We start from the raw sequence: 20,106 nt of genomic DNA, 5'->3' as shown, positions 1-20,106 counted from the left end.
AGGGAAGAAAATGATCGAAGCCCGAAACTTGTGCAAGGATTTTAAAACACCGGTAGTGCCGGAAGGGCGCTTTTCCGGAATACGTACGCTGTTCTCCCGGGAATACCGGCTGAAAGAAGCGGTACGCGGAATCAGCTTTCAGGTAAAACAAGGCGAGTTCGTAGGCTACATCGGCCCAAACGGAGCGGGGAAGTCGACGACGATCAAAATGCTGACAGGGATTTTGCATCCAACCTCCGGTGAGGTAACGGTAGGCGGATGGAACCCGCACCGGGACCGCCAGAAAGCGGTCCGGCAGCTAGGCGTCGTCTTTGGACAGCGAAGTCAGCTTTGGTGGGACCTTCCGGTGAAGGATTCCTATGACATTCTGGCTCAAATGTATGACGTTAATCCGGCGGATAAAAAGGAAAGGCTGGATCAGTTTGCGGAATTGCTGGATCTGCATGAATTTTGGGACACGCCGGTAAGGAAGCTGTCGCTCGGTCAGCGGATGCGGGCGGACATTGCGGCCGCCATGCTGCATGATCCCGAGTTGCTGTTCCTCGACGAGCCTACGATCGGGCTGGACGTGCACGCCAAGCTCAATATCAGGCGGTTTTTGCGCAAATTGAACGAGGATTTCGGCAAAACAATCCTGCTGACGACCCATGATATGGATGACGTAGAACAACTGTGCAACCGGGTTATGGTTATCAATCACGGGGAAATGAAGTACGACGGAACGATTGGGCGTCTGAGGGAGATGATCGGATTGCCGACGCTGATCCGGGTCAAGTTTCGGGGCGATTTTCAGGTTCCTGAGGACTTGCTCCGCATAAGTCCGTCCCTGTCATTTAATGTGACACAGATCGAAGGCGATACCGTTACCCTTGAGGCGAATCGCCGGGAAATCAGCACGATCGATATCATTCGGGTTGTCGGGGATTGGGGCGAAATCGATGATATCGCCATGGAAGAGCCGGAATTCGAGGAGGTCATCCGCAGTTTTTCCGCTTCATAGACGATATGAAAAAAACTTGTGTCAGCTATCTTGACATTTGCCGCTTATCATCTTACATTGAATTATACAAACTAAAAAATGCGGATGAAGATGATGGGAGAGCCCGCTTTCACTGAGGAAGCGGCACCGAAGGAGCAAAGGGCCGGCACTGCATGACGGCAATGAATCTCTCAGGTACCAGGACCATGATCCGACGCGACTCTGGAGAGAGCGTTCAGCCACCAACGGGGTACATGTTCCTAAAGGATCGGGACATTAAACTTTCTGGTAACCGGGACAGGGAAAAGGCAGCAGGCCTTTTCCCTGTCCCTTTTTTGCGCAGAAGGAAAATTGAGCGTATGGCTTTACAGAAAAAAATGAGCAGTCGGGGGAAAAACCATGCGATTTAAAAATGTATTCTCAATTATCGGGCCGGCGATGATCGGCCCATCCAGTTCGCATACGGCCGGGGCGGTACGGATCGGACGCTTCGCCCGGCAGCTGCTTGGAGAAATGCCGGGCGAAGCGAAAATTTGCTTCTATGGTTCGTTCGCGGAAACCTTTAAGGGACATGGCACGGATCTTGCCGTGGTCGGCGGGATTTTGGATTACCCCACGGATGATGAGCGTATCCGCCACTCCTTGCAAAATGCCGAGGATATGGGGGTTGAGTTACAATTCTCTACGGGCGTAGCACCAGGGGCTCATCCGAATACGGTAAAGATTGTTTTGTCTGCCGGAGAGAAGAGAAGCGAAGTGATCGGTGCTTCCATCGGAGGAGGAACGATCATGATCCGGAATATCGACGGTTTCGAAGCAAAATGCTCCGGTGAATTGCCTACGCTTGTAATCGCCCACGCTGACCGACAAGGCGTACTGGCCGGAATTACCGCGCTGTTCAGTCGGGAAAACGTAAATATCGGTTTTATTATTACGGACCGGAAGGGTAGAACGGCCGAAGCATTGACGATGGTCGAGGCGGATTCGGCCATTCCGGAGAACCTGATCAAAGCGATCTCGGCTCTGCCTCACGTCAGCCGGATTTCTTCCATCCATTTAACGTAAATCCGAGCATGAAGCTAAAGTATAGGCAAGTACAGGAAGGAGCGGACACCATGCGCTTTCGCAATTTGCAGGAGCTCATCGAAGTTTGCAATAAAGAGTCCAAGACGATTTCTCAAATTATGCTGGAGGACCAGGCCGAAGAGAGCGGTCAATCGGTGGCGGAAATCACGGCTGTCATGGCCGAATATTATCAAATTATGAAAACAGCGGTTCATAAGGGATTAACGGAGGAGATTACTTCTACCAGCGGATTAACCGGGGGCGATGCGAAAAGAGTGGAGGAATACCGGAGGTCCGGGCAGCCGTCCGCCGGAGATATTGCTTGCCAGGCGATGGCCTATGCCTTGGCCGTATCGGAGGTCAACGCTTCCATGGGGCGGATCGTCGCCACGCCGACGGCGGGCTCCTGCGGCATCATTCCCGGCGTCTTCGTCAGCGCACAGGAGCGTTTCGGCTGGGATGACGATCACTTGGTACGCGGCTTGTTTAGCGCCGGCGCCATCGGCTATGTCATTGCCAACAATTCTTTCATTTCCGGCGCGGAAGGCGGTTGCCAGGCCGAAATCGGCTCGGCAATCGGTATGGCGGCCGGAGCCATGGTGGAACTGCGCGGAGGGACGCCGGAGCAAGCCGTACATGCGGTCGGCCTGGCGCTCAAAAATACGCTCGGGCTCATCTGCGATCCCGTGGGCGGGCTGGTGGAAATACCTTGCATCGTCCGTAACGGATTCGGCGCAGTCAATGCGCTGGCTGCCGCCGATATGGCGCTGGCCGGCGTACGCAGTGCCATCCCGTCTGACGAGGTGATCGATGTGATGCTGGAAGTCGGCACCGCCATGCCGAGCCGACACCGGGAGACGGCCCAGGGCGGTCTGGCCCAGACGCCGACCGGTCGTAAAATCATGAAGGAACTGCGGGCGCGAAAAAAATAGATGCCCGGATAAAAAGAAAGCCGCCCAACCGGGCGGCTTGTTTTAGTTGCGTCGTTTTTGCTTCGGGATTCTGGGCCATCTGGCAGGCAGCACATGCTGCAGCATGGCCATGAACAGTTGGCCCCACTGCTGCTCATTGAGTTGGCTAACGGGCATGTTTCTGTCGATGCTCAGGGTTCTTGCCAGTTTCGTAATTTGTGGCGGCGAGAACACTTCCGCAAATGCTGCGGACACTGGAAGCCGGGGGGACCTGAGCCCATATACGGCCAGCGCCATAAATCGCGCGTGGTACTTTAAGGGAACGGTCGGATTTTTCCTTCGGTTAATACACAGAATCGCTGAATCCACTTTTGGCGGAGGCGAAAAGTTGCTTGGCGCAACGGTGCGTACGAACTGCAGATCAAACCACATTCTCCATTTTAGAATCCGTGGATCTGTAATAGGATGAGATGTAAAGCGTTTGGCTGCTCCTTTTTCCACGATGATGGCGGCTCGTTGCAATGGAATCCCCGGCCCGTCGAGAAGCTTCCCAAAGATCGGAGTGGTAATCGAATACGGAATATTAGCCACTACGGAAAATGGACTTTTTGGAAGAGGGGATTGCAGGAAGTCGGCCTGTCTGATTTTAATATTTGCTATTTTTTCTGTTTTGTTTATTAGTTTGCTGGCGAATCTGGGGTCGCTCTCAATGGCCACTACCTGGGCCGCCTTCTCCGCTAGAGGCAGTGTGATGGCACCTGCCCCCGCGCCGATATCCAGCACCATGTCGCCGGGTCCGATCTTCGCATGACGGATTAGATCATGAACGATGTTTTTGCTGATAAGCAGATGCTGCGCAGAAAAGTTGGTAGACCCCCTGTTATTTGCAGTGGTGAACGGTTTATTTTTAGACACGAAAAAGCACCTCATTCATTCGAATTTAGGAATGAAAAAGGTACAACACAAATAATCCGATCAATTGAAAAAAATTAAATCGGACGCATTTGTCTTGTACCTCACATTATCTAATACGAATGTATGGGATGCCGCCGTTCATAATCATAATAAACCTCACTAAGCTGCTTTTCTGGAATAAGAGTACTTTAAGAGTATATTAGATATGCCTCTAACTTGTACAGCCATTATGCTACAATTGCAAAATTTTAAACTTGTTGCTCGGTGGTCATAAAAGTTTTTACTGTAGGCGCTTCATAGGTAAGAAACTGATCGAGCAGCCCTTTCGCCGTCGTGTCGGCCAGTGCCATGGAACGGTATTTCTCCTGTAGGAACTGTTCGTCGGCCATATGATTGAACATCGCGATCAGAGGGTCATAGTAATGATTTATGTTGAGAAGTCCGCATGGTTTGCTGTGAAGCCCCAGTTGGGCCCAGGTGAATATTTCGAAAAATTCATCCATCGTGCCGGTACCGCCGGGCATAACGACGAATCCATCGGCTAGCTCCGCCATTTTTGCTTTTCTTTCATGCATGGAATCCACAACAAACAGTTGGGACAGGTTTTTATGGGCTATTTCCCGGTTTTCCAAAAATACGGGAAGGACCCCGATGGCTTGCCCGCCATGTTCCAGTACGGAATCGGCAACACTCCCCATCAGCCCTACGCTGGATCCACCGTACACCAAAGTAAGACCCCTGGCCGCCAATTCTTTCCCCAGGGCAACTGCCCCTTGTCTATACACATCAGACGCACCTGCACTCGACCCGCAAAAAACGGCTATTTTTTCCATTCTATCGCCTCCTTGTAGATCTCCATAAATTATAGCTCACATACCCGGGCTTGTTAAATAACTATACAGTACAATTGTAAATCATGAATAAATTCATACGAGTAAAAATATTGGAGCGATGGGGGAGCGGCGGTTGAAGCGGCGGGAGAAGCGAAAATCAAAATCGGTTTTGAATGTAGCCGGCTGGGCTGCGGCCTATTAATTCTAACGGACACAGGAGACGTTAAATACTCAGAAAATGGGATCCGTTGCGGCTAACGGACACATGGGACCTTATTTTGGGTTTTCGTCAGAAGAGCAAGGGCATCGCTGCCATTTAACGGCAGTGGTGTCCGTTAAAATTCAAAAATGGCCATTTTGTGGGGAATAACGTCTCTGGTGTCCGTTAACGCCATCATTATCTATACTACTTCATACTAAACTCCCCATACCATGCTCTGCATAAACGCTACCCATTCGTCACACCGCATCCTCCTCCCCCATGAGCGTCATGCCATGTATCGCTTGCCGGAACCAGAATATGTGATAGTATAGTTTAAAAACCAAACTGGAACGAAACTGAGTTTCACTAGACGAAACTAAACTTAATGTGAATTGGGGGAAATGATATGCCGATCGATTTCCATGATGCCCAAAACCGTCAGACCTACAGTACAAGAACCGCAGACGGTTCTTGGAGTGATTTTATTCGCGAAAGGGTGGATATTAGCGGCAAAAAGGCGGCGGATGTAGGTTGTGGAGGGGGGATTTATACTAAAGCTTTGGCGGAGTTAGGAGCTTCAAGTGTGGTCGGAGTCGATTTCTCGGATGAGGTGCTGGCTAGTGCTGCCATAAACTGCAGAGGCCTCCAAGAGATTAGTTTGGTGAAAGGAGAGGCTTACCAATCCGGTCTTCCTGCCCGCGAGTACGATCTCGTGTTGGAAAGAGCCTTGATCCATCATTTGGATGATTTGAACGCCTGCTTTACTGAAGCGAACCGGATTTTAAAAAAGGGCGGGTTGCTCATGGTTCAGGACCGGACGCCGGCCGATTGCCTGTTACCAGGAGATATTCATCACATTCGGGGCTATTTTTTTCAAAAATATCCTCAGTTGGCCGGTTCGGAGATATCGCGGAGGTATGAGTCGGAACAAGTGCAGCGTACACTCCAAGCCTCAGGATTCAAGCTGTTGGAAACCGCCTCCCTTTGGGAGACGAGAATGGTTCACCCCGACCTGGAGGCTCTGCGGCAGGATTTGCTCCACCGGACCGGCCGCTCGTTGCTGCATGAACTTAATGATGGACAGCTTGATGAGCTGGTTTCCTTTATATCGGGAAAATTCAAGGATCATGATGGTCCAATCGTGGAAAGCGATGCCTGGAGCATCTGGTTTGCGGTCCCTTCGGAATGAGGGATTGATACTATGGCTTGCTGCTTGCCTGATGCGATAGCTCTTTTGAATACTGGGTATGTATCTTTTTCCGTCATCATGATCCGAAATGGCCCGTTGGGGTCCGGAATATTCAGCAAATGCCGCTTTTGAATTTTTCGCAGGGTGGCCAGATCCGCACGAAATGGATGGTGCAGCTTTAATCTGTTCAGGCATTCATTCATGAATTCATCTTGTTGCATCCATGATTCCTCCCCGATTGGAAGGCCCAGAAGCTTGGTTCACTTCTTTTTTCTTTTAGCTTCCGCCTTTTCCAGATTTTCCGCTACCCTGAATTTCACGATTTTACTTATTAATTCATAGGGCAGCGGCTTTTCCAGAGGAAACTGGACGGAACCTTTTGCTCCTTTGTACGCCGATAATTCTTCTTTGAATGCTTCAATTCCGCTGGGATCGGGATAAAATCCGATATGCTTCGGAAAGGCGGCAAAATGCACGAGATTCCCGTGCAGAGCAAAAGTAGGCATCTGGTAGCTGATTTTTTCGGTTGCTTCCGGTGCGGCTGCTTGGATGACTTCCCTTAAGGTTTGAAGCTTTTCTTGAACTTCGGCGGGGAAATTGGCAATATACTCGTCAATCGATTCATAAGTAGTTTTCTTATTTTCCATGATCTTCTCCTTTCTGCAATCTATTTTATGGTAACCTGAAAGCCATAGAATTGGAAGATGCTTACTTTGGAAAGGGAAAAAATCGGTTGCTACTTGTCGCCGGAATCCAGAGTGTAGGTATAGACGATGCGTTGTTCCCGAACGATTTCATAAATAGCATGACTCATGCCAACTGGCTCTTCTTCCCTCTTATAATTCAACCTTTCAAGACATATATTTGCACATTTGATGTTTGAAGTATCACGGTTATAACGGTAATCCGGTGTACAGCGATCCTCATGTGTGGATTACAAGTTGATGAATTGCCGATTCAGTCTTAACTACGGGTCAATGCCCAAAAGAGTAAAGCAACGGCGCTTACAGAGGCACCAAGCCAGCACACGCCTATCCAACCTGAGTAGGAGTAAGTCAAGGTGGAAACGATTGAACCGGTTGCACTTCCTATGGAATAGAACATCATATAGGCTGCAGTGAGACGGCTGCGAGCTTCAGGGCGCACGCTTAATATCATGCTCTGGTTCGTAACATGCACGGCCTGGACCGTAAAGTCAAGGAAAATAACTCCGATAATCAATCCCAACAATGTATGTTCTGTAAAACTGATCGGCAACCATGACGCCAACAGCAGGACGAGCGAAACCCCTGTTGTCCGCTGTCCCAAACCGCGATCGGCCAGATGCCCTGCCTTAGCAGCCGCTAAAGCTCCGGCAACTCCGGCAAGGCCGAAAGCCCCAATTGCGCTGTGTGAAAGAGATAGCGGAGGTGCGCTTAGGGGTAAAACAAGGGAAGTCCACAAAATACTGAATGCGGTAAAAATCAACAGCGCCAGTACACCACGAATGCGTAAAGTTTTATCCTGTACAAACAATAAAATGACCGAACGGATCAAATTAATGTAGGTCAAATCCGTTTTTTCGCGCTCATAATTCGGTAACGCCCGAAATAACATACCGGCCATTAGGAGCATCATGACGGCGGACGTAAGGTAGACCGAGCGCCAACCGGCCAGGTCCGTCAATATGCCGGCAACGGTTCGCGCAAGCAGAATACCGATCACGACGCCACTTGTTACCACTCCGATTACTCTTCCGCTTTCGGAAGGCGCGGCCAACATTGCTGCGAATGCCACTAGCGTCTGTACGATGGCGGCGAGCAGTCCGACAGCGGCAATACCTGACATCAGGACCGTAGCTGAGGAAGCAGTGCCAACGACAAACAAAGCTATAACGGATAATAGCATTTGACAGACGATCAAGCGGCGCTGATTCAACAAGTCTCCAAGCGGTACTAATAGCAACAATCCCAATGCATAGCATATCTGGGTTATAGTCGTGATGATGCCAATCTTGGAATGTCCAATGCCGAACTCGCTCGACAGGGCGTCAAGAAGCGGCTGAGCATAGTAAATGTTAGCAACCGCCATCCCGCATGATACAGCAAACAGCAGGACCATTTTTCGAGATATGGAAGGGAAGGAACCGGAGTTGGCTTCTTTGCCTACGTTTGCGGTAGTTACGTTCTCCATCTTTAATCACTCATCTCCTTATACAAATATTTTAACGTACCGTTCGGTACATAATTATCATGGATTAATATAAACGTTATCGTAAGATAATGTCAAGAGAATAGAGAATTACAATCGAATAATGGCATTATTTTGACATGATAAGAGTGAATGAATACAATAATATCATACTATTCAGTATGAAAAGGGGAGGGGTATCATGGTTCGACCGCGTGAATTCGATGAGGAACAAGCTTTAGATGCGGCAATGCAGGTGTTTTGGGAAAAGGGGTACGAAGCGACATCGTTGAGCGACCTGACATCCAGAATGGGGATTCAAAAGCCTAGTATCTATTCAGCCTTTGGAGACAAGAAAACATTATTCGAAACGGCATTGCGTAAGTACACGCAACTTCATGCCTCTTCCGTCCGATCCAAACTCCAAAACAAATCTTCGGTAAAAGAAGACATCCGTGCATTTTTCGAAGGCTTGATTGATGAGGGATACGGAGCAGAGTCTAGCAGCGGATGTTTTTGCATTAATACGATGGTGGAACTCGCCCCTCATGACGAAAAATTCGAGGTACTGACAAGAGAACATCAGATGTATCTAACGGTTATTTTTCAAGAGACGATCGAACGAGGCGTACGATCTGGTGAGCTTGCGGTCACCTTGAACCCGAAGGCCTTAGCTCAAACGCTCGTCGTTTTCTTGATCGGACTTACCGTAATAATGAAAGCGCGTCCCGATCGGCTGTTTGTCCAAAATAGTGTGGAGTCAGTCCTTGCGTTGCTTAATTAACATAAATCAAAAGAAGCTCAAGCATATTAACTGCTTGAGCTTCAACAGAATGGGTGAGACCAGTCACCATCCGTATTTAGACCCTTAGTGAGCCACGGAACCCTCTGGCACCATAATAGGATTCTGCTCCATTGTGGTACATGAAGACAGTGTCGTAGCGACGATCGCAAAAGATGGCTCCCCCGAGTTTTCTAATACTGGCGGGTGTTTTCACCCAGCTCGAAGTTTTTAAATCGAAGTTTCCAATTTTCTGAAACTCTCGGTATTGTTCTTCTGTTAAAAGCTCGATACCCATGGCAGCGGCCATTTCTGTCGCACTATTTTGCGGCTTATGTTCTTTCCGTGACTCAAGCGCTTCACGGTCGTAACAAACGCTTCTGCGACCCTTGGGACTTTCCGCTGAGCAATCGTAAAAAATGTAATCGTCCGTCTTCATGTCATGATCAACGACATCCGGTTCGCCGCCAGTTCTCTCCATTTCATGGAGCGACCACAATTTTTCTGGCAGAGCTTGAAGCTTTGCATGTACATTAGCCCATTCAAGGTCTTGATGGCGGTTCATATTTTTCTCAAAGCGCGCTTTCAATATTTTCAGCAGTCCTTCCTGTTGTTCCGGAGATAACTCCTTTTTCCCGTTGATGGGACTCGTTGTCATATGAATTTCTCCCTTCAAATCTGTTACTCCTTAGTGAGCGACACGCAGCACTCCACATGTGACGAGTAGACAGTGACAACAAACATGTACGTGTCCGAAGGAATGTGTTTGCTCTAATATAAAGTCACTCTGCCCATATTCGACGAATGATGGGCTTTTCTTCTGCTGAGAAGGTAAGATGAAATACATCAGGATTGGATAAAGATTCCCACTCCCTAAACCCGATTCGGTCATCAAAATGCTTAAGAAGGAGAGATATCAGATTTCCATGTGAAACTAACACAATGTTTTTGTTCCCACCATTCAGGACTTCCATTACTACACTAATGGCACGGCTCATAGCCGTGTTACTGGACTCTCCACCCTCATAACATATGTCTAAGTCATCGTATGTCTTGCGAAGCATATTTCGCCAATCAGGATGATTCTTGCGTGATAAGAGCCTTTCAGCCAATCTATCGTCCAAAACAACTTCTATACCTATTTGTTCAGCCAATGGGGCTATGGTGCGGTAAGCCCTTTCAAAAGGGCTTGAAATGATAAAATCAATATCTTTATCTAAAAGAAATTTAGCAAGATTCTCAGCTTGTTGAATACCTAGTTCAGTTAGCTTAGCATCAGGCTCTTGCCCATCTGCTTTGCAATGTCGCACAACATAAACATATTTCATCATTATTGTTATCCCCTTGCAAATGCTACTCTTCTTATACTCTCTTTTGTCCAAGGAGGAGCTTTGGGATGATTCATTATTTCATCGTAGGTCATCCAATGAACGGCTTCAACCTCATCGGGACTCTTGCTATGTGCTGTACCTCTGTCATATTCACATAGGAAGACCATATTTATAACGTTGCATCCATCATTTGTCACAAAGGAAGAGCTGTATACAAAAGTAACAGCATCTTTTATCTCGATGCCAACTTCTTCATAAAGTTCTCGCTTTACAGTTCGTTCTAGGATTTCGAGTGCGTTACCTTCAACCTCTACTTTTCCTCCTACAAGAGACAAAGTCCCCCCTGCATGTTCCTCTTTGGTACTTCGTGTAATAACAAGCCATTTATCATCCCTACAGACTGCACCTTCTACGTTTACTATGAACACGCTGTCTTGCTCCCCTCTAAGAGATTCTACTATAACAACTTTAACATTATTTCCCTTATGTTGGAACCATTTGTGCGTACAAGGTTTTCCATGAAAATTTTCATAGGTGCAACGAGCATAAACTTCAAATCAGACGTTAAAAGCCCTTGACTCGGCACTGGGTGGGGGGAAATACTAAATAGCCCTGTAGAAACTCCTACATGGCTATTAGCGAGCTATTAAGTTGGTTGATACTGTTAATGCCAAATCGCTTAAGACCTGACAGCATAAACGCTTCGATGTCACCTTCAATATGTTCCAAAAAGATAGTCCGCATATCAGGAACATTGTTCTGTACTGCCGCCCTAATCCGGTCTTTAGATGACCGCTCCAACTGCTTCCAATTCGATTTCCCTACTGTCAAATGCTTCAATTCCACCCTTAAGCCTGTTAGAGCCTTCGTGTCGGGAACATAATGATAACGGCTCATGGACTCAAAATCCTTAAAGGTGTATTCCGGCATCGGCTTTAATTTAGGTTTGAATCGAAACTCGACCCTTGTCAACGGACTAAGAGACTTTACCCCATAAACGTCTGTTAGTTGCTTCGATTTGTCATACTGGCAAACAGTACATTTTGCTGTTGCCGCTCCGTAATAGAGTGTTGTATCAACCCTTTGGATTCTTTGGCTTGTTGGCGGCGGCAGTAAAAAGCCCTCATGTAATGGCATTGAATAATCAAATGCGATATCAAGCCGTTTGACCGCCCACCTTTCAGGAGAAATCATATTGAATATCTCCAACGCTTCGGGTGGTGGACTAGACGGATTGAATGACAACATAGCATTGTAGTGTCTCCATACGTAGGTATTTTTAGGATACATCAGCAACGAGAAGAAGTTAGGCTTACGTTGGAAATAATTATACTGGAAGTAAGCATTTGACTTTCGACTTGGATAGGCAGTTTTCAACAATTCGACCTCTTCCATATGTCATCGGATACGAGACATTACTCGCGGCGGTAAAGAGTGACCTAAGGGAACTGATAGGCAGTAATGTTAAATTGGACAGGCCTTTCGATGCAGTAAAGGGGAATGTTGGTCTTAAACAATCTGCTCTTGCCAAGGAGCTACACAAGCTGAACAAGCAACAAGAGCAGTTGAATAAGAATTTAGAAGGACTTATAACCCTGTTCTTCAAATCAACGTCTGTCCCTCGAACAGTTTACCACCCAAAATGACCGTATTCTATTAGAGCAACAGGCACTTACGAAGCGTAAGGTCGAACTTGAGACCATTCTCGAAACACAAAAAGACACGGAAGAACAATTCCGTGCCTTTCAGAAGCAAATCACGTTATTTGCACAACTGAACATAGATGATGAGAATGTTCTGAAACAGTTGCTTCATCAGGTCATTCAAAAGATAGAAGTCCACCAAGATGGTTCTATCAAGATACATTACAACATCGCCAACCCTCAGGGAATGGGCGAATTATTGCAGGGGGCTTAATCGGAAGCCCCTTTCCATTTAAGTAACACTGTACACTCCACATGGCTCGTCTGAGGAAACATATCGACCGGCTGTACCCAATCGATTTTGTAGCCGCCGTCAGTCAGCACCTTGCAATCCTTCGCCAAAGTGGACGGATTGCAGGACACATATACGAAGCGCTTCGGCTTCGTGCGGAGCACCGCTTCGAGGAAGCGGGGGTCGAGGCCGGTGCGCGGCGGGTCGGCGACGATGACGTCGGGCGAGTAACCGGCCTTGGCCCAGCGCGGAAGCAGTTCTTCCGCCAGGCCCTCGTAGAAGGTCGCGTTGGCGCGCCCGTTGTGCGCCGCATTCTCCTTCGCGTCCCGGACCGCTTCGGGGATCGACTCGATCCCGCGGACCTCGCGCGCGTAAGGGGCAAGCCACAGGCCGATCGTTCCGGTGCCGCAATAGGCGTCGACCACCTTCTCCCGGCCGGTCAGCCCTGCAGCGTTGCGCACCGCTTCATACAGTTTGACCGTCTGCAACGGGTTAAGCTGAAAAAAAGCGCGCGGGGACAGCGTAAACTCCAGGTCGCCGAGCGACTCCCGGATGCTGTCCTCCCCCCACAGGATGAACGTCTTGTGGCCGAACACGAGCGACGTGTTCTTGGGATTGACGTTCATCGCGATGCTCGTCAGCTCCGGCATCGCCAGCCGGAGCTCCTTGACAAGCTGCTCGCGCTGCGGCAGCTTGTCGCTCGCCGTGACGAGCGTCACCTGAAGTTGCCCGGACTGGAAGCCCCAGCGTACCACGATCGTCCGCACCAGTCCCAGATTGCTCTTTTCCCGGTAAACCGGAATGTTCAGGTGTTGCAGGACATTGCGCGTCCGGTCGACGGCCTCGTTGATTTTCGGGTGCTGGATCGGGCAGCCGGTAATGTCGATCAACCTGTGCGAATCCGCCGCGTACAGCCCGGCGATCATGCCTTCTTCCTGCATCCCCAATTGAAGCTGGGCTTTGTTGCGGTAGCCCCAAGGATGCTCCATGCCGAGCATCGGCTTCATTCGAACTTCCTGCATCCCGGCATACCGGGAAAAGGCTTCGCGAACGATATCCGTTTTGCTGGCAAGCTGCCCCTCATAGGAAAGATGCTGGATCTGGCAGCCGCCGCAAATGCCGAATACCGGACATGGGGCATCGATCCGGTGTGGGGAGCGCTTCTCGATATCCTTGATTTTCGCGGAAATATACTTGGTCTCAGCACGGATGATTTCGGCTTTGATCACCTCGTCCGGAAGCGCGCCTTCAATGAACACCGCTTTGCGCCGGTAGTATCCGACGCCCTCGCCGTTGATTCCAAGCCGTTTGATCGTCACGACAATGACGTCGCCGGGGGCGACTTCTTCCGCCGTATTCCGGTTGGAAATCCGGGAATCCGGTTTCTTCCGCTGCGGGGGGACTGTGTTTTTATATTTTGATTTATGACTAGCCTGGTGCGGTTGTGAATTCTTTGAGTTTTTCATAAAAAGTCTGCTTCTCCATCCGATATTTTTGTCCGATTTAACTATACCACGCCGTACGGGCAAGTACCATAAAACCGCAGCAGGTCTGGAAGAATACTCAATGCAGCCAAAAAAAGGCGCCGAAAAGCAGCAGGGAACAGGCCAGGTTAACCCAGCCAAGGAGTGAGGCGGCTTTGGCTTCTTTTTTTCTTTGTTCTGTTATGTAGATTTTCCGGTCGATCAAGAGCATCAGAAATCCCGAAAACAAGAACATGATCGCGACATAGGAAATAACCCGAATCATTGTAATCCCTCCTAATTTTTCAGGCCGACGCGACGGATCGTCATATGGAGCTTGATATCCATGGGCACTTTGGCATAAATGTCTTCCCAGTCTCGCTTGGAATGGACATGCTTGTTCCAGTAAGCCGAACGGTGGGCTCTGACCAACTCGCCCACGCCGAGTACGTCCGAGCGCTTCGATTGAGTCACCTTCAGGAAATCTTCGACGATTCCCGAGGCATTGGTGGCGAACGTTTTTTCGATCAGGGCAAGAGCCTGCTTGGATCCGATGTCTGCGCCGCCTTCGCTATGCTCCGTGATCGTCCCCTCCAGTTTAATATTCAGGGTAACCTTAGGTAACCCGTTCTGAATATCCACCTGCATATTCGTGTGGCGCTCCTGGGTTTGAACCATGACAAAGCCGATGCCGGGCACGTCGAGCAAGATGGAGTATCCGCCGGGATCGATGCCTTTGGCAGCCATGAAGGCGCCGATTTCGATCGGCGTCGTCGTTCCCGCCAGCTTTCCTCCGCTAAAATAGGCCATCCCCTTAATCAGGATATTTTCTTTTCCGCGAATGGAAATATAGGGGAGATAACCGTCCTGTCCCCATTTGGATTCGGCCGTCCAAAAAATACCCAAATAGTCGAGCGGAAATTTGCCGGTTTTGACCGCCTTTTCCACCATGGACAACAGATATAAGGTGGGCACCCGTTCCAAGGGCGGGGCGGCGTTCATGATTTTTGCCGCTTCCATATCGGATACGAGCAGCCAGGTTCTGCGGCGGACTTCCGGATTACGTTTAAGATAGTCGCTAAGGTCTTCCAATCCCTGCTTGGCGATAGCTTCACTTACGACGATAACCCGAAGATGGATCAAGTATTTGGGATCGGCGATTTGCTGCTGCAAATTGTTCAGTGCGTCATCCAGGCTATGGCCGACCACTTGGACGACCCATACCGAATTTTGGGTTTCCTCGCCGCTGGTGGCGCTGCTGGGCCCCAGGGGAACTCGCCCGGGAACGGCGATTTGTGCGGTAATGCGGATCATTTTGTCCGGCAATTTCCCGTCGTTTATATGCGTTACATTATCCTCTTCGTTCTCGCTGCCGGGAGGGGCTTCATCAATGGCCAGCGCCAGTACCAAGGCTCTGTTCTCGATCTCCAGGCTGTCCCAGCAGCCGGTCAGGAACAATCCGGAGCAGATGAACAGCAGTCCGAGCAGCCCATTCAGTACAATCCGTTTATTCAAGGTGGATGCCTCCTTTCCGGCGGAATAAGGAGATCAATTTCAGCAGCAAGGGATAACTAGTCAGCAGAAGCAGGCCTGTAAACTCCGTGTGATGGACGATGCTCCGCGTTTGGAATACATTGAGCGGCAGCAGGGCGATCGCCAACATAAACGGCAGTAAAAAGGAAGAGGTAAGACGCTGGTCGGTAAAACGGAATAGCCTGCTAAATGCATAGGATGCCAGATAGTAACTGGAATAAAGCGTGGTATAAACAGTAATGAACCAGATGACGATGAAAAGAGCATCAAACCGCTCCAAAACACCCCCACCCAAAGAAATGGACCTGGAAAGTTCCAGGGTGGGATAGAGCAGTACCTTGGTTTCTTCCACCCCGTATATGCCGAGCACCGAGAAGATCATGACCAGGTAGGCTCCTCCGCTGATGATGATCCCGAAGAGGGACGATTTCATCGCCGATTTCGGTTTTTGCATATGGGGGATCAAAATCGTAATGATAAACGATCCGAGAAACAGGGATGCCGATTCCGTAATTCCCGGAATAAACTTCATGGAGTTGTTTCCGGTTAGCGGCAGCAGGTTCAATACATCGATTTTTTGCAGCGATACCAGCATTATTACGAGGTATGGAACAAAGATAAAGGGAAAGTAGAAAATGTGGATATAGCTGAATTTTACGATATCCCGTCTGCAGGAAAATGCGGTCGTCAACAAAATCAGGATGATGCTGACTTCGATCGGTGTCCTGCGAAACACGACGATGGATAGCACATCGCCGAATTGACGGGAAGAAAGGGCCGCCGAAACGGTGAAGAAGATGAACAAAATCAGATTAACTGCGCTTGCTGGCCATCTTCCGATCAGCGCTTGCCCGTAATCGAATATGGTCTGTCCCCTGAAGCGCTGTCCTAGCGTAGTCACGAGCCACAGTCCGAACAAAGCCAGAACCAAGCCTAACACTGTCATCAGCGGAGCGCCGCTTCCGGCAGTTTGAGCCATAACTCTCGGGAAACTTAAAACACCAACGCCAAACGTAGTGCTAGCGACGACGAGGGCGGTTTGGATCGTTGAGATTTTTTGCTTCCTGTTCATGTGCTCTCTCCTTTGTCCGGAATATTCCATCGATATAGGATTGCGTTTCTCCATCAGGCAAACGGGTTGCGTCAACCGGATGCAAATGGGACGGCCGCCGGTTCATCCACCAAAGAGGGACTCTAATAACCGTGTCGGTCAAGCGCTCCCGCATACCGGTAACCAAGGTGAAGAGATACGGTATGCCGAACGACTCCAGGTAAAGCAGGTGGTTAATAATTAAAATAGTGCCGATCATCACGCCGTACAAACCGAATAATCCCGCCAGTAAAATCAGCGGAAAACGAAGCATCCGCAGGGCGATTGCGGCATTGTAGGCCGGAGTGGCGAACGAACCGATCGTGGTTAACGCGACGATCACTACGGTGATCGGACTGGCTAGACCCGCGGACACCGCAGCCTGTCCGACGACCAGCACGCCGACGATGGAGAGGGCGCCGCCGATCATTTGCGGCAGACGAATGGTGGCTTCCCGCAAAATTTCCATGGATACCTCCATAATGAACACTTCCAGTACGGCGGGGAAAGGAACGCCGGCCCGTCCTCCCGAGATGGCGACCGCAAAATCGGTAGGCAGCAGTTCGGGATTATAGGAAATGACCGAGACATACAGCGACGGGAAAAACAGAGAAAATAGCAAGGCAACAAGCCGGATGATGCGCACCAGGCTTCCGATAATAAAGCGTTCGGAATAATCGTCGACCGTCTGGAAAAATTGGTCGAACAGCGCGGGGACGATCAGGGCAAAGGACGAGCCGTCGACCATGATGATGACTCTGCCTTCCAGCAAGGCGGCTACGGCTTTATCGGGCCGTTCCGTATTTTGAACTTGCGGAAAAGGAGAAATGGGCTGATCTTCAATGAATTGTTCGATGTAACCGGCATCGATGATCCCGTCGAAATCGATTTTGGAAATGCGCAGCATGGCTTCTTCGACCAATTCGGGATCCGCAATTCCGTTAAGATAGCAAACCGCGACGCGGGAATTGGTGCGCTGTCCGACCGGACCGGTTTCGATCTTCAGATCCGGGCTTTGCAGCCGATATCGGATCAGCGATAAATTGGTGTCCAACAGTTCGATGAAACCTTCGCGCGCGCCGCGGATCACCTGTTCCGTCTGGGGCTGCTCAATGCCCCTTTTCTCAATCTGACGCATGGCAAAGGCAAGCGCTTCGCCGCATCGGTCCAGCAGAAGCAGTACATGACCGGATGTTAATAAATTGAAGAGCAGGGACAGGTCGGAGGTTTTTTGACCTTCATTAATATAGATCGTCTCGTTCCATAGCCGGTCGATCAGGCTGTTCTCCAGGGATGCCGAGGAATCGGAAACTACGGAATCCCCGGAATCTTCATAGCCTCCATTGTCTCCGGATTCATTTTCCCGCCACAGCATCAGTGGCTTTAAGATGTTCTCTTGAATTCCTTTCTGATCCGTCATGGAAGAAAGGAAGACAAGGGCTGCCCGGTATCGGCGCGCAATCTGGAATTCCCGGACGGCCAGATCGCCGTTGGCGCCGATGGATTGTTCAAATTGAGCCAAATTCTCATCGAGCAAAGTGCCGAGGAAGTGCGGGCCTCTCTTGCCGGATAATGGTTCCTCGCGGGAAAGTTTCTTTTTTTGCGCATAGGCCCTGTAATTTTCACTCCACTTTTGCATGGTCCGCTCCTCCAATCCAATAAACCGGCCTCTCTTCCGGATGAAAGTATATAATAGTAAGTGTTAGTAAGAGTTATGGACTTTATGTACCAGGTATTGCATTCCGTAAAATCAAGCAGGACCCAAGACGGAAGTTGCCCATTGGCTTAAGGCCCGGTAAACTGGAGAGAAGGTTTATTGGCCGGTAAAACATGTACCGATATAAGGAGTTTGGTTCAATGAATGTGCATATCCCCACCTTGGAACAAGCGCAGCAGTTGCTGCAAAAATATTACGGATACCCTGATTTCCGCGAAGGGCAGCGAAAAATCGTCGCCAGCATGCTGAATGGAGCCGATACGCTCGGCATTATGCCTACAGGCGGCGGCAAGTCGATCTGCTATCAGGTTCCCGCGCTGTTGCAGCCCGGATTAACCCTTGTCATATCCCCGCTCATCTCGCTCATGAAAGATCAGGTCGACGCCTTGATCACGATGGGGATATCGGCCGCTTTTATTAACAGCACCCTTTCCGGCAAAGAGGTGAACGAGCGCATCCGAGCCGCGAAACGCGGGGAACTGAAGCTGCTGTACGTAGCGCCGGAGCGACTGGAGCTGGATTGGTTCCGCGAAGAAATGAGCGGACTGGAAATTTCTTGCGTTGCCGTCGACGAGGCCCACTGCGTATCGCAGTGGGGACATGATTTCCGGACAAGCTATCTCGCGGTATCGCCGTTCGTGAACAGTCTGCCGAGACGCCCGATCCTTGCGGCTTTTACGGCGACCGCAACGCCGGAGGTCATGGATGACATGATCCGGTTGCTGAGGCTTAACGATCCGTCCGTTTTCGTTACGGGGCTGGGCCGCGACAATTTGGCCATGTCGGTTCTGCGCGGCGAAAACAAACGGGATTTCATTATGAATTACGTAACTACGCACGGGCATCAGCCGGGGATTATTTACGCGGCGACGCGTAAGGAGGTTGATGATATGTATAACCGTTTGCGGCAAAACGGCATTCCGGCTGGACGCTATCATGCCGGGTTATCCGACAGTGAACGGGAGGAGAGCCAGGAGGCGTTCCTGTATGACGACATCCGGGTGATGGTTGCGACCAATGCCTTCGGGATGGGAATCGATAAATCGAACGTGCGGTACGTGATTCACTACAATATGCCGAAAAATATGGAGGCTTACGTTCAGGAGGCGGGCCGGGCCGGACGGGACGGCGAGCCGAGCGATTGCATCCTGCTGTTCAGTCCGCAGGATATCATGACGCAGAAGTTCCTGATCGAACAAAATCCGCAGGACGAGAACCGGAAGCGCAATGAGTACAAAAAGCTTCAACAGATGATTGAGTATTGCTACTCGAATAGTTGCTTGCGCTGGGCGATGCTGGATTATTTCGGTGAAGCCCATAGCCGGGAAGCTTGCGGCATTTGCAGTTCCTGCCGCGACGAGCGTGAGCTTGTCGACATGACGGTGGACGCGCAAATCATCTTCTCCTGCATCCACAGGATGAGGGAGCGTTTCGGCGTGTCGCTGGTATCCTCGGTGCTCAAAGGCTCGCAGAACAAGAAAGTGCTTCAGTACGGATTCGACAGTCTGCCGACTTATGGTATGATGCGGCGCCGTACCGAGAAAGAGATTTCGGAGCTGATCAATGTGTTTATTGCCGAGGGTTATCTCGCTCTTTCCGAAGGGCAATACCCCGTTGTCCGGCTTCAACCGTTGGCTGCGGATGTCCTGAGAGGGCAGCATCAGGTGATGATGCGCGCGCCGGAACACTCCGCGGCGAAAAGTGCCGGGACGGCGGCCGGTTCACGTCGAAGAGGCGCTTCCTATGATAACGGGCCTTCGGCGGTGAACGAGACGGTATTCGAACAACTGCGCCTGATCCGCAGGGATTTGGCCGAAAAAGAGCGCGTGCCTTCCTATATTATTTTCAACGATGCCACCCTGCGCGAAATGAGCACGGTATGCCCGACAAGCGAAGCGGAAATGCTGCGGATTAAAGGCGTCGGCGAAGTGAAATACCGTAAATACGGCGTGCCGTTTCTCGAGTTTTTTCAAAATATGGAATAGGGTTGTGA

General features: G+C 50.0%; 19 protein-coding genes and 1 riboswitch. Of the genes, 6 read left to right on the top strand and 13 right to left on the bottom strand.

All coding sequences use genetic code 11. The features are described from left to right. Positions 1-10 precede the first annotated feature (10 nt). From DFP94_RS10390 to sdaAA, 3 genes are all read left to right on the top strand, one after another. Positions 11-1,000: an ABC transporter ATP-binding protein gene (locus tag DFP94_RS10390; protein WP_114496423.1), complete on the top strand. Its 990-nt coding sequence runs from the start codon at positions 11-13 to the stop codon at positions 998-1,000. An 84-nt stretch (positions 1,001-1,084) separates the two neighbouring features. Then, a riboswitch (glycine riboswitch) is annotated at positions 1,085-1,196 on the top strand. Positions 1,197-1,378: 182 nt separating this feature from the next. Next, complete coding sequence (sdaAB, locus tag DFP94_RS10385) at positions 1,379-2,044, top strand: L-serine ammonia-lyase, iron-sulfur-dependent subunit beta (protein WP_114496422.1); 666 nt, start codon at positions 1,379-1,381, stop codon at positions 2,042-2,044. Positions 2,045-2,094: 50 nt separating this feature from the next. Further along, positions 2,095-2,976 (top strand): L-serine ammonia-lyase, iron-sulfur-dependent, subunit alpha, encoded by an 882-nt coding sequence (sdaAA, locus tag DFP94_RS10380; protein ID WP_114496421.1) that lies wholly within the window; start codon positions 2,095-2,097, stop codon positions 2,974-2,976. A gap of 42 nt (positions 2,977-3,018) precedes the next feature. Here sdaAA and erm read toward each other — a convergent pair whose 3' ends face one another. Together erm and DFP94_RS10370 are read right to left on the bottom strand one after the other, a co-directional pair. Next, positions 3,019-3,870: a 23S ribosomal RNA methyltransferase Erm gene (gene erm / locus DFP94_RS10375; protein WP_245954700.1), complete on the bottom strand. Its 852-nt coding sequence runs from the start codon at positions 3,868-3,870 to the stop codon at positions 3,019-3,021. 248 nt (positions 3,871-4,118) lie between these two features. Beyond that, positions 4,119-4,703 carry an LOG family protein gene (locus tag DFP94_RS10370; RefSeq protein ID WP_114496419.1) on the bottom strand — a complete coding sequence of 195 codons (585 nt, stop codon included), beginning with the start codon at positions 4,701-4,703 and terminating at the stop codon, positions 4,119-4,121. A 608-nt stretch (positions 4,704-5,311) separates the two neighbouring features. Between DFP94_RS10370 and DFP94_RS10365 the strand changes: the two genes are divergently transcribed. Next, complete coding sequence (locus DFP94_RS10365; protein ID WP_114496418.1) at positions 5,312-6,094, top strand: class I SAM-dependent methyltransferase; 783 nt, start codon at positions 5,312-5,314, stop codon at positions 6,092-6,094. 260 nt (positions 6,095-6,354) lie between these two features. On the opposite strand, the gene DFP94_RS10360 is transcribed toward DFP94_RS10365, so the two are convergent. Continuing rightward, on the bottom strand, positions 6,355-6,741 hold the full coding sequence (locus DFP94_RS10360; RefSeq protein WP_114496417.1) for an iron chaperone: 387 nt from the start codon (positions 6,739-6,741) through the stop codon (positions 6,355-6,357). A 316-nt stretch (positions 6,742-7,057) separates the two neighbouring features. Further along, positions 7,058-8,266 (bottom strand): MFS transporter, encoded by a 1,209-nt coding sequence (locus DFP94_RS10355; protein WP_114496416.1) that lies wholly within the window; start codon positions 8,264-8,266, stop codon positions 7,058-7,060. Positions 8,267-8,465: 199 nt separating this feature from the next. On the opposite strand from DFP94_RS10355, the gene DFP94_RS10350 reads away from it, so the two are divergent. After that, positions 8,466-9,047, top strand: a complete 582-nt coding sequence (locus tag DFP94_RS10350) for a TetR/AcrR family transcriptional regulator (RefSeq protein ID WP_114496415.1) — start codon at positions 8,466-8,468, stop codon at positions 9,045-9,047. Positions 9,048-9,123: 76 nt separating this feature from the next. On the opposite strand, the gene DFP94_RS10345 is transcribed toward DFP94_RS10350, so the two are convergent. The 9 genes from DFP94_RS10345 to DFP94_RS10300 all read right to left on the bottom strand — a co-directional run bounded on the left by DFP94_RS10345 (position 9,124) and on the right by DFP94_RS10300 (position 18,035). Continuing rightward, on the bottom strand, positions 9,124-9,702 hold the full coding sequence (locus tag DFP94_RS10345; RefSeq protein ID WP_114496803.1) for a DUF4256 domain-containing protein: 579 nt from the start codon (positions 9,700-9,702) through the stop codon (positions 9,124-9,126). Between the two features lie 124 nt (positions 9,703-9,826). Next, the gene (locus DFP94_RS10340) at positions 9,827-10,372 is read right to left on the bottom strand and encodes a histidine phosphatase family protein (RefSeq protein WP_114496802.1); all 546 of its coding nucleotides are present in this window, start codon (positions 10,370-10,372) and stop codon (positions 9,827-9,829) included. 8 nt (positions 10,373-10,380) lie between these two features. Further along, complete coding sequence (locus DFP94_RS10335) at positions 10,381-10,803, bottom strand: NUDIX hydrolase (protein ID WP_114496414.1); 423 nt, start codon at positions 10,801-10,803, stop codon at positions 10,381-10,383. Between the two features lie 196 nt (positions 10,804-10,999). Beyond that, a complete protein-coding gene (locus tag DFP94_RS10330; protein ID WP_147273847.1) occupies positions 11,000-11,752 on the bottom strand; it encodes a hypothetical protein in 753 nt (250 codons plus the stop codon). Positions 11,753-12,288: 536 nt separating this feature from the next. Beyond that, positions 12,289-13,776 carry a 23S rRNA (uracil(1939)-C(5))-methyltransferase RlmD gene (gene rlmD, locus DFP94_RS10320; protein WP_114496411.1) on the bottom strand — a complete coding sequence of 496 codons (1,488 nt, stop codon included), beginning with the start codon at positions 13,774-13,776 and terminating at the stop codon, positions 12,289-12,291. A gap of 97 nt (positions 13,777-13,873) precedes the next feature. Then, entirely contained in the window at positions 13,874-14,059 is a 186-nt protein-coding gene (locus tag DFP94_RS10315; protein WP_114496410.1) for a CLC_0170 family protein, read from the bottom strand. Between the two features lie 11 nt (positions 14,060-14,070). Further along, positions 14,071-15,288, bottom strand: coding sequence for a Ger(x)C family spore germination protein (locus tag DFP94_RS10310; protein WP_114496409.1), 1,218 nt, complete (start codon positions 15,286-15,288; stop codon positions 14,071-14,073). After that, complete coding sequence (locus tag DFP94_RS10305) at positions 15,281-16,378, bottom strand: GerAB/ArcD/ProY family transporter (RefSeq protein WP_181873094.1); 1,098 nt, start codon at positions 16,376-16,378, stop codon at positions 15,281-15,283. Before DFP94_RS10305 ends, DFP94_RS10310 begins: the two co-directional genes overlap by 8 nt. After that, positions 16,326-18,035: a spore germination protein gene (locus DFP94_RS10300; protein ID WP_114496407.1), complete on the bottom strand. Its 1,710-nt coding sequence runs from the start codon at positions 18,033-18,035 to the stop codon at positions 16,326-16,328. The genes DFP94_RS10305 and DFP94_RS10300 overlap by 53 nt, the downstream gene beginning before the upstream one ends. A 218-nt stretch (positions 18,036-18,253) precedes the next feature. Here DFP94_RS10300 and recQ point away from each other — a divergent pair, with 218 nt between their 5' ends. Then, positions 18,254-20,098, top strand: coding sequence for a DNA helicase RecQ (recQ, locus tag DFP94_RS10295; RefSeq protein ID WP_114496406.1), 1,845 nt, complete (start codon positions 18,254-18,256; stop codon positions 20,096-20,098). The last annotated feature ends 8 nt before the right edge of the window (positions 20,099-20,106 follow it).

This window comes from Fontibacillus phaseoli (assembly GCF_003337355.1).
Lineage (GTDB): Bacteria > Bacillota > Bacilli > Paenibacillales > Paenibacillaceae > Fontibacillus > Fontibacillus phaseoli.
The sequence above is the reverse complement of the archived record's forward strand: the minus strand, read 5'-3'. Positions and strand labels throughout refer to the sequence as shown.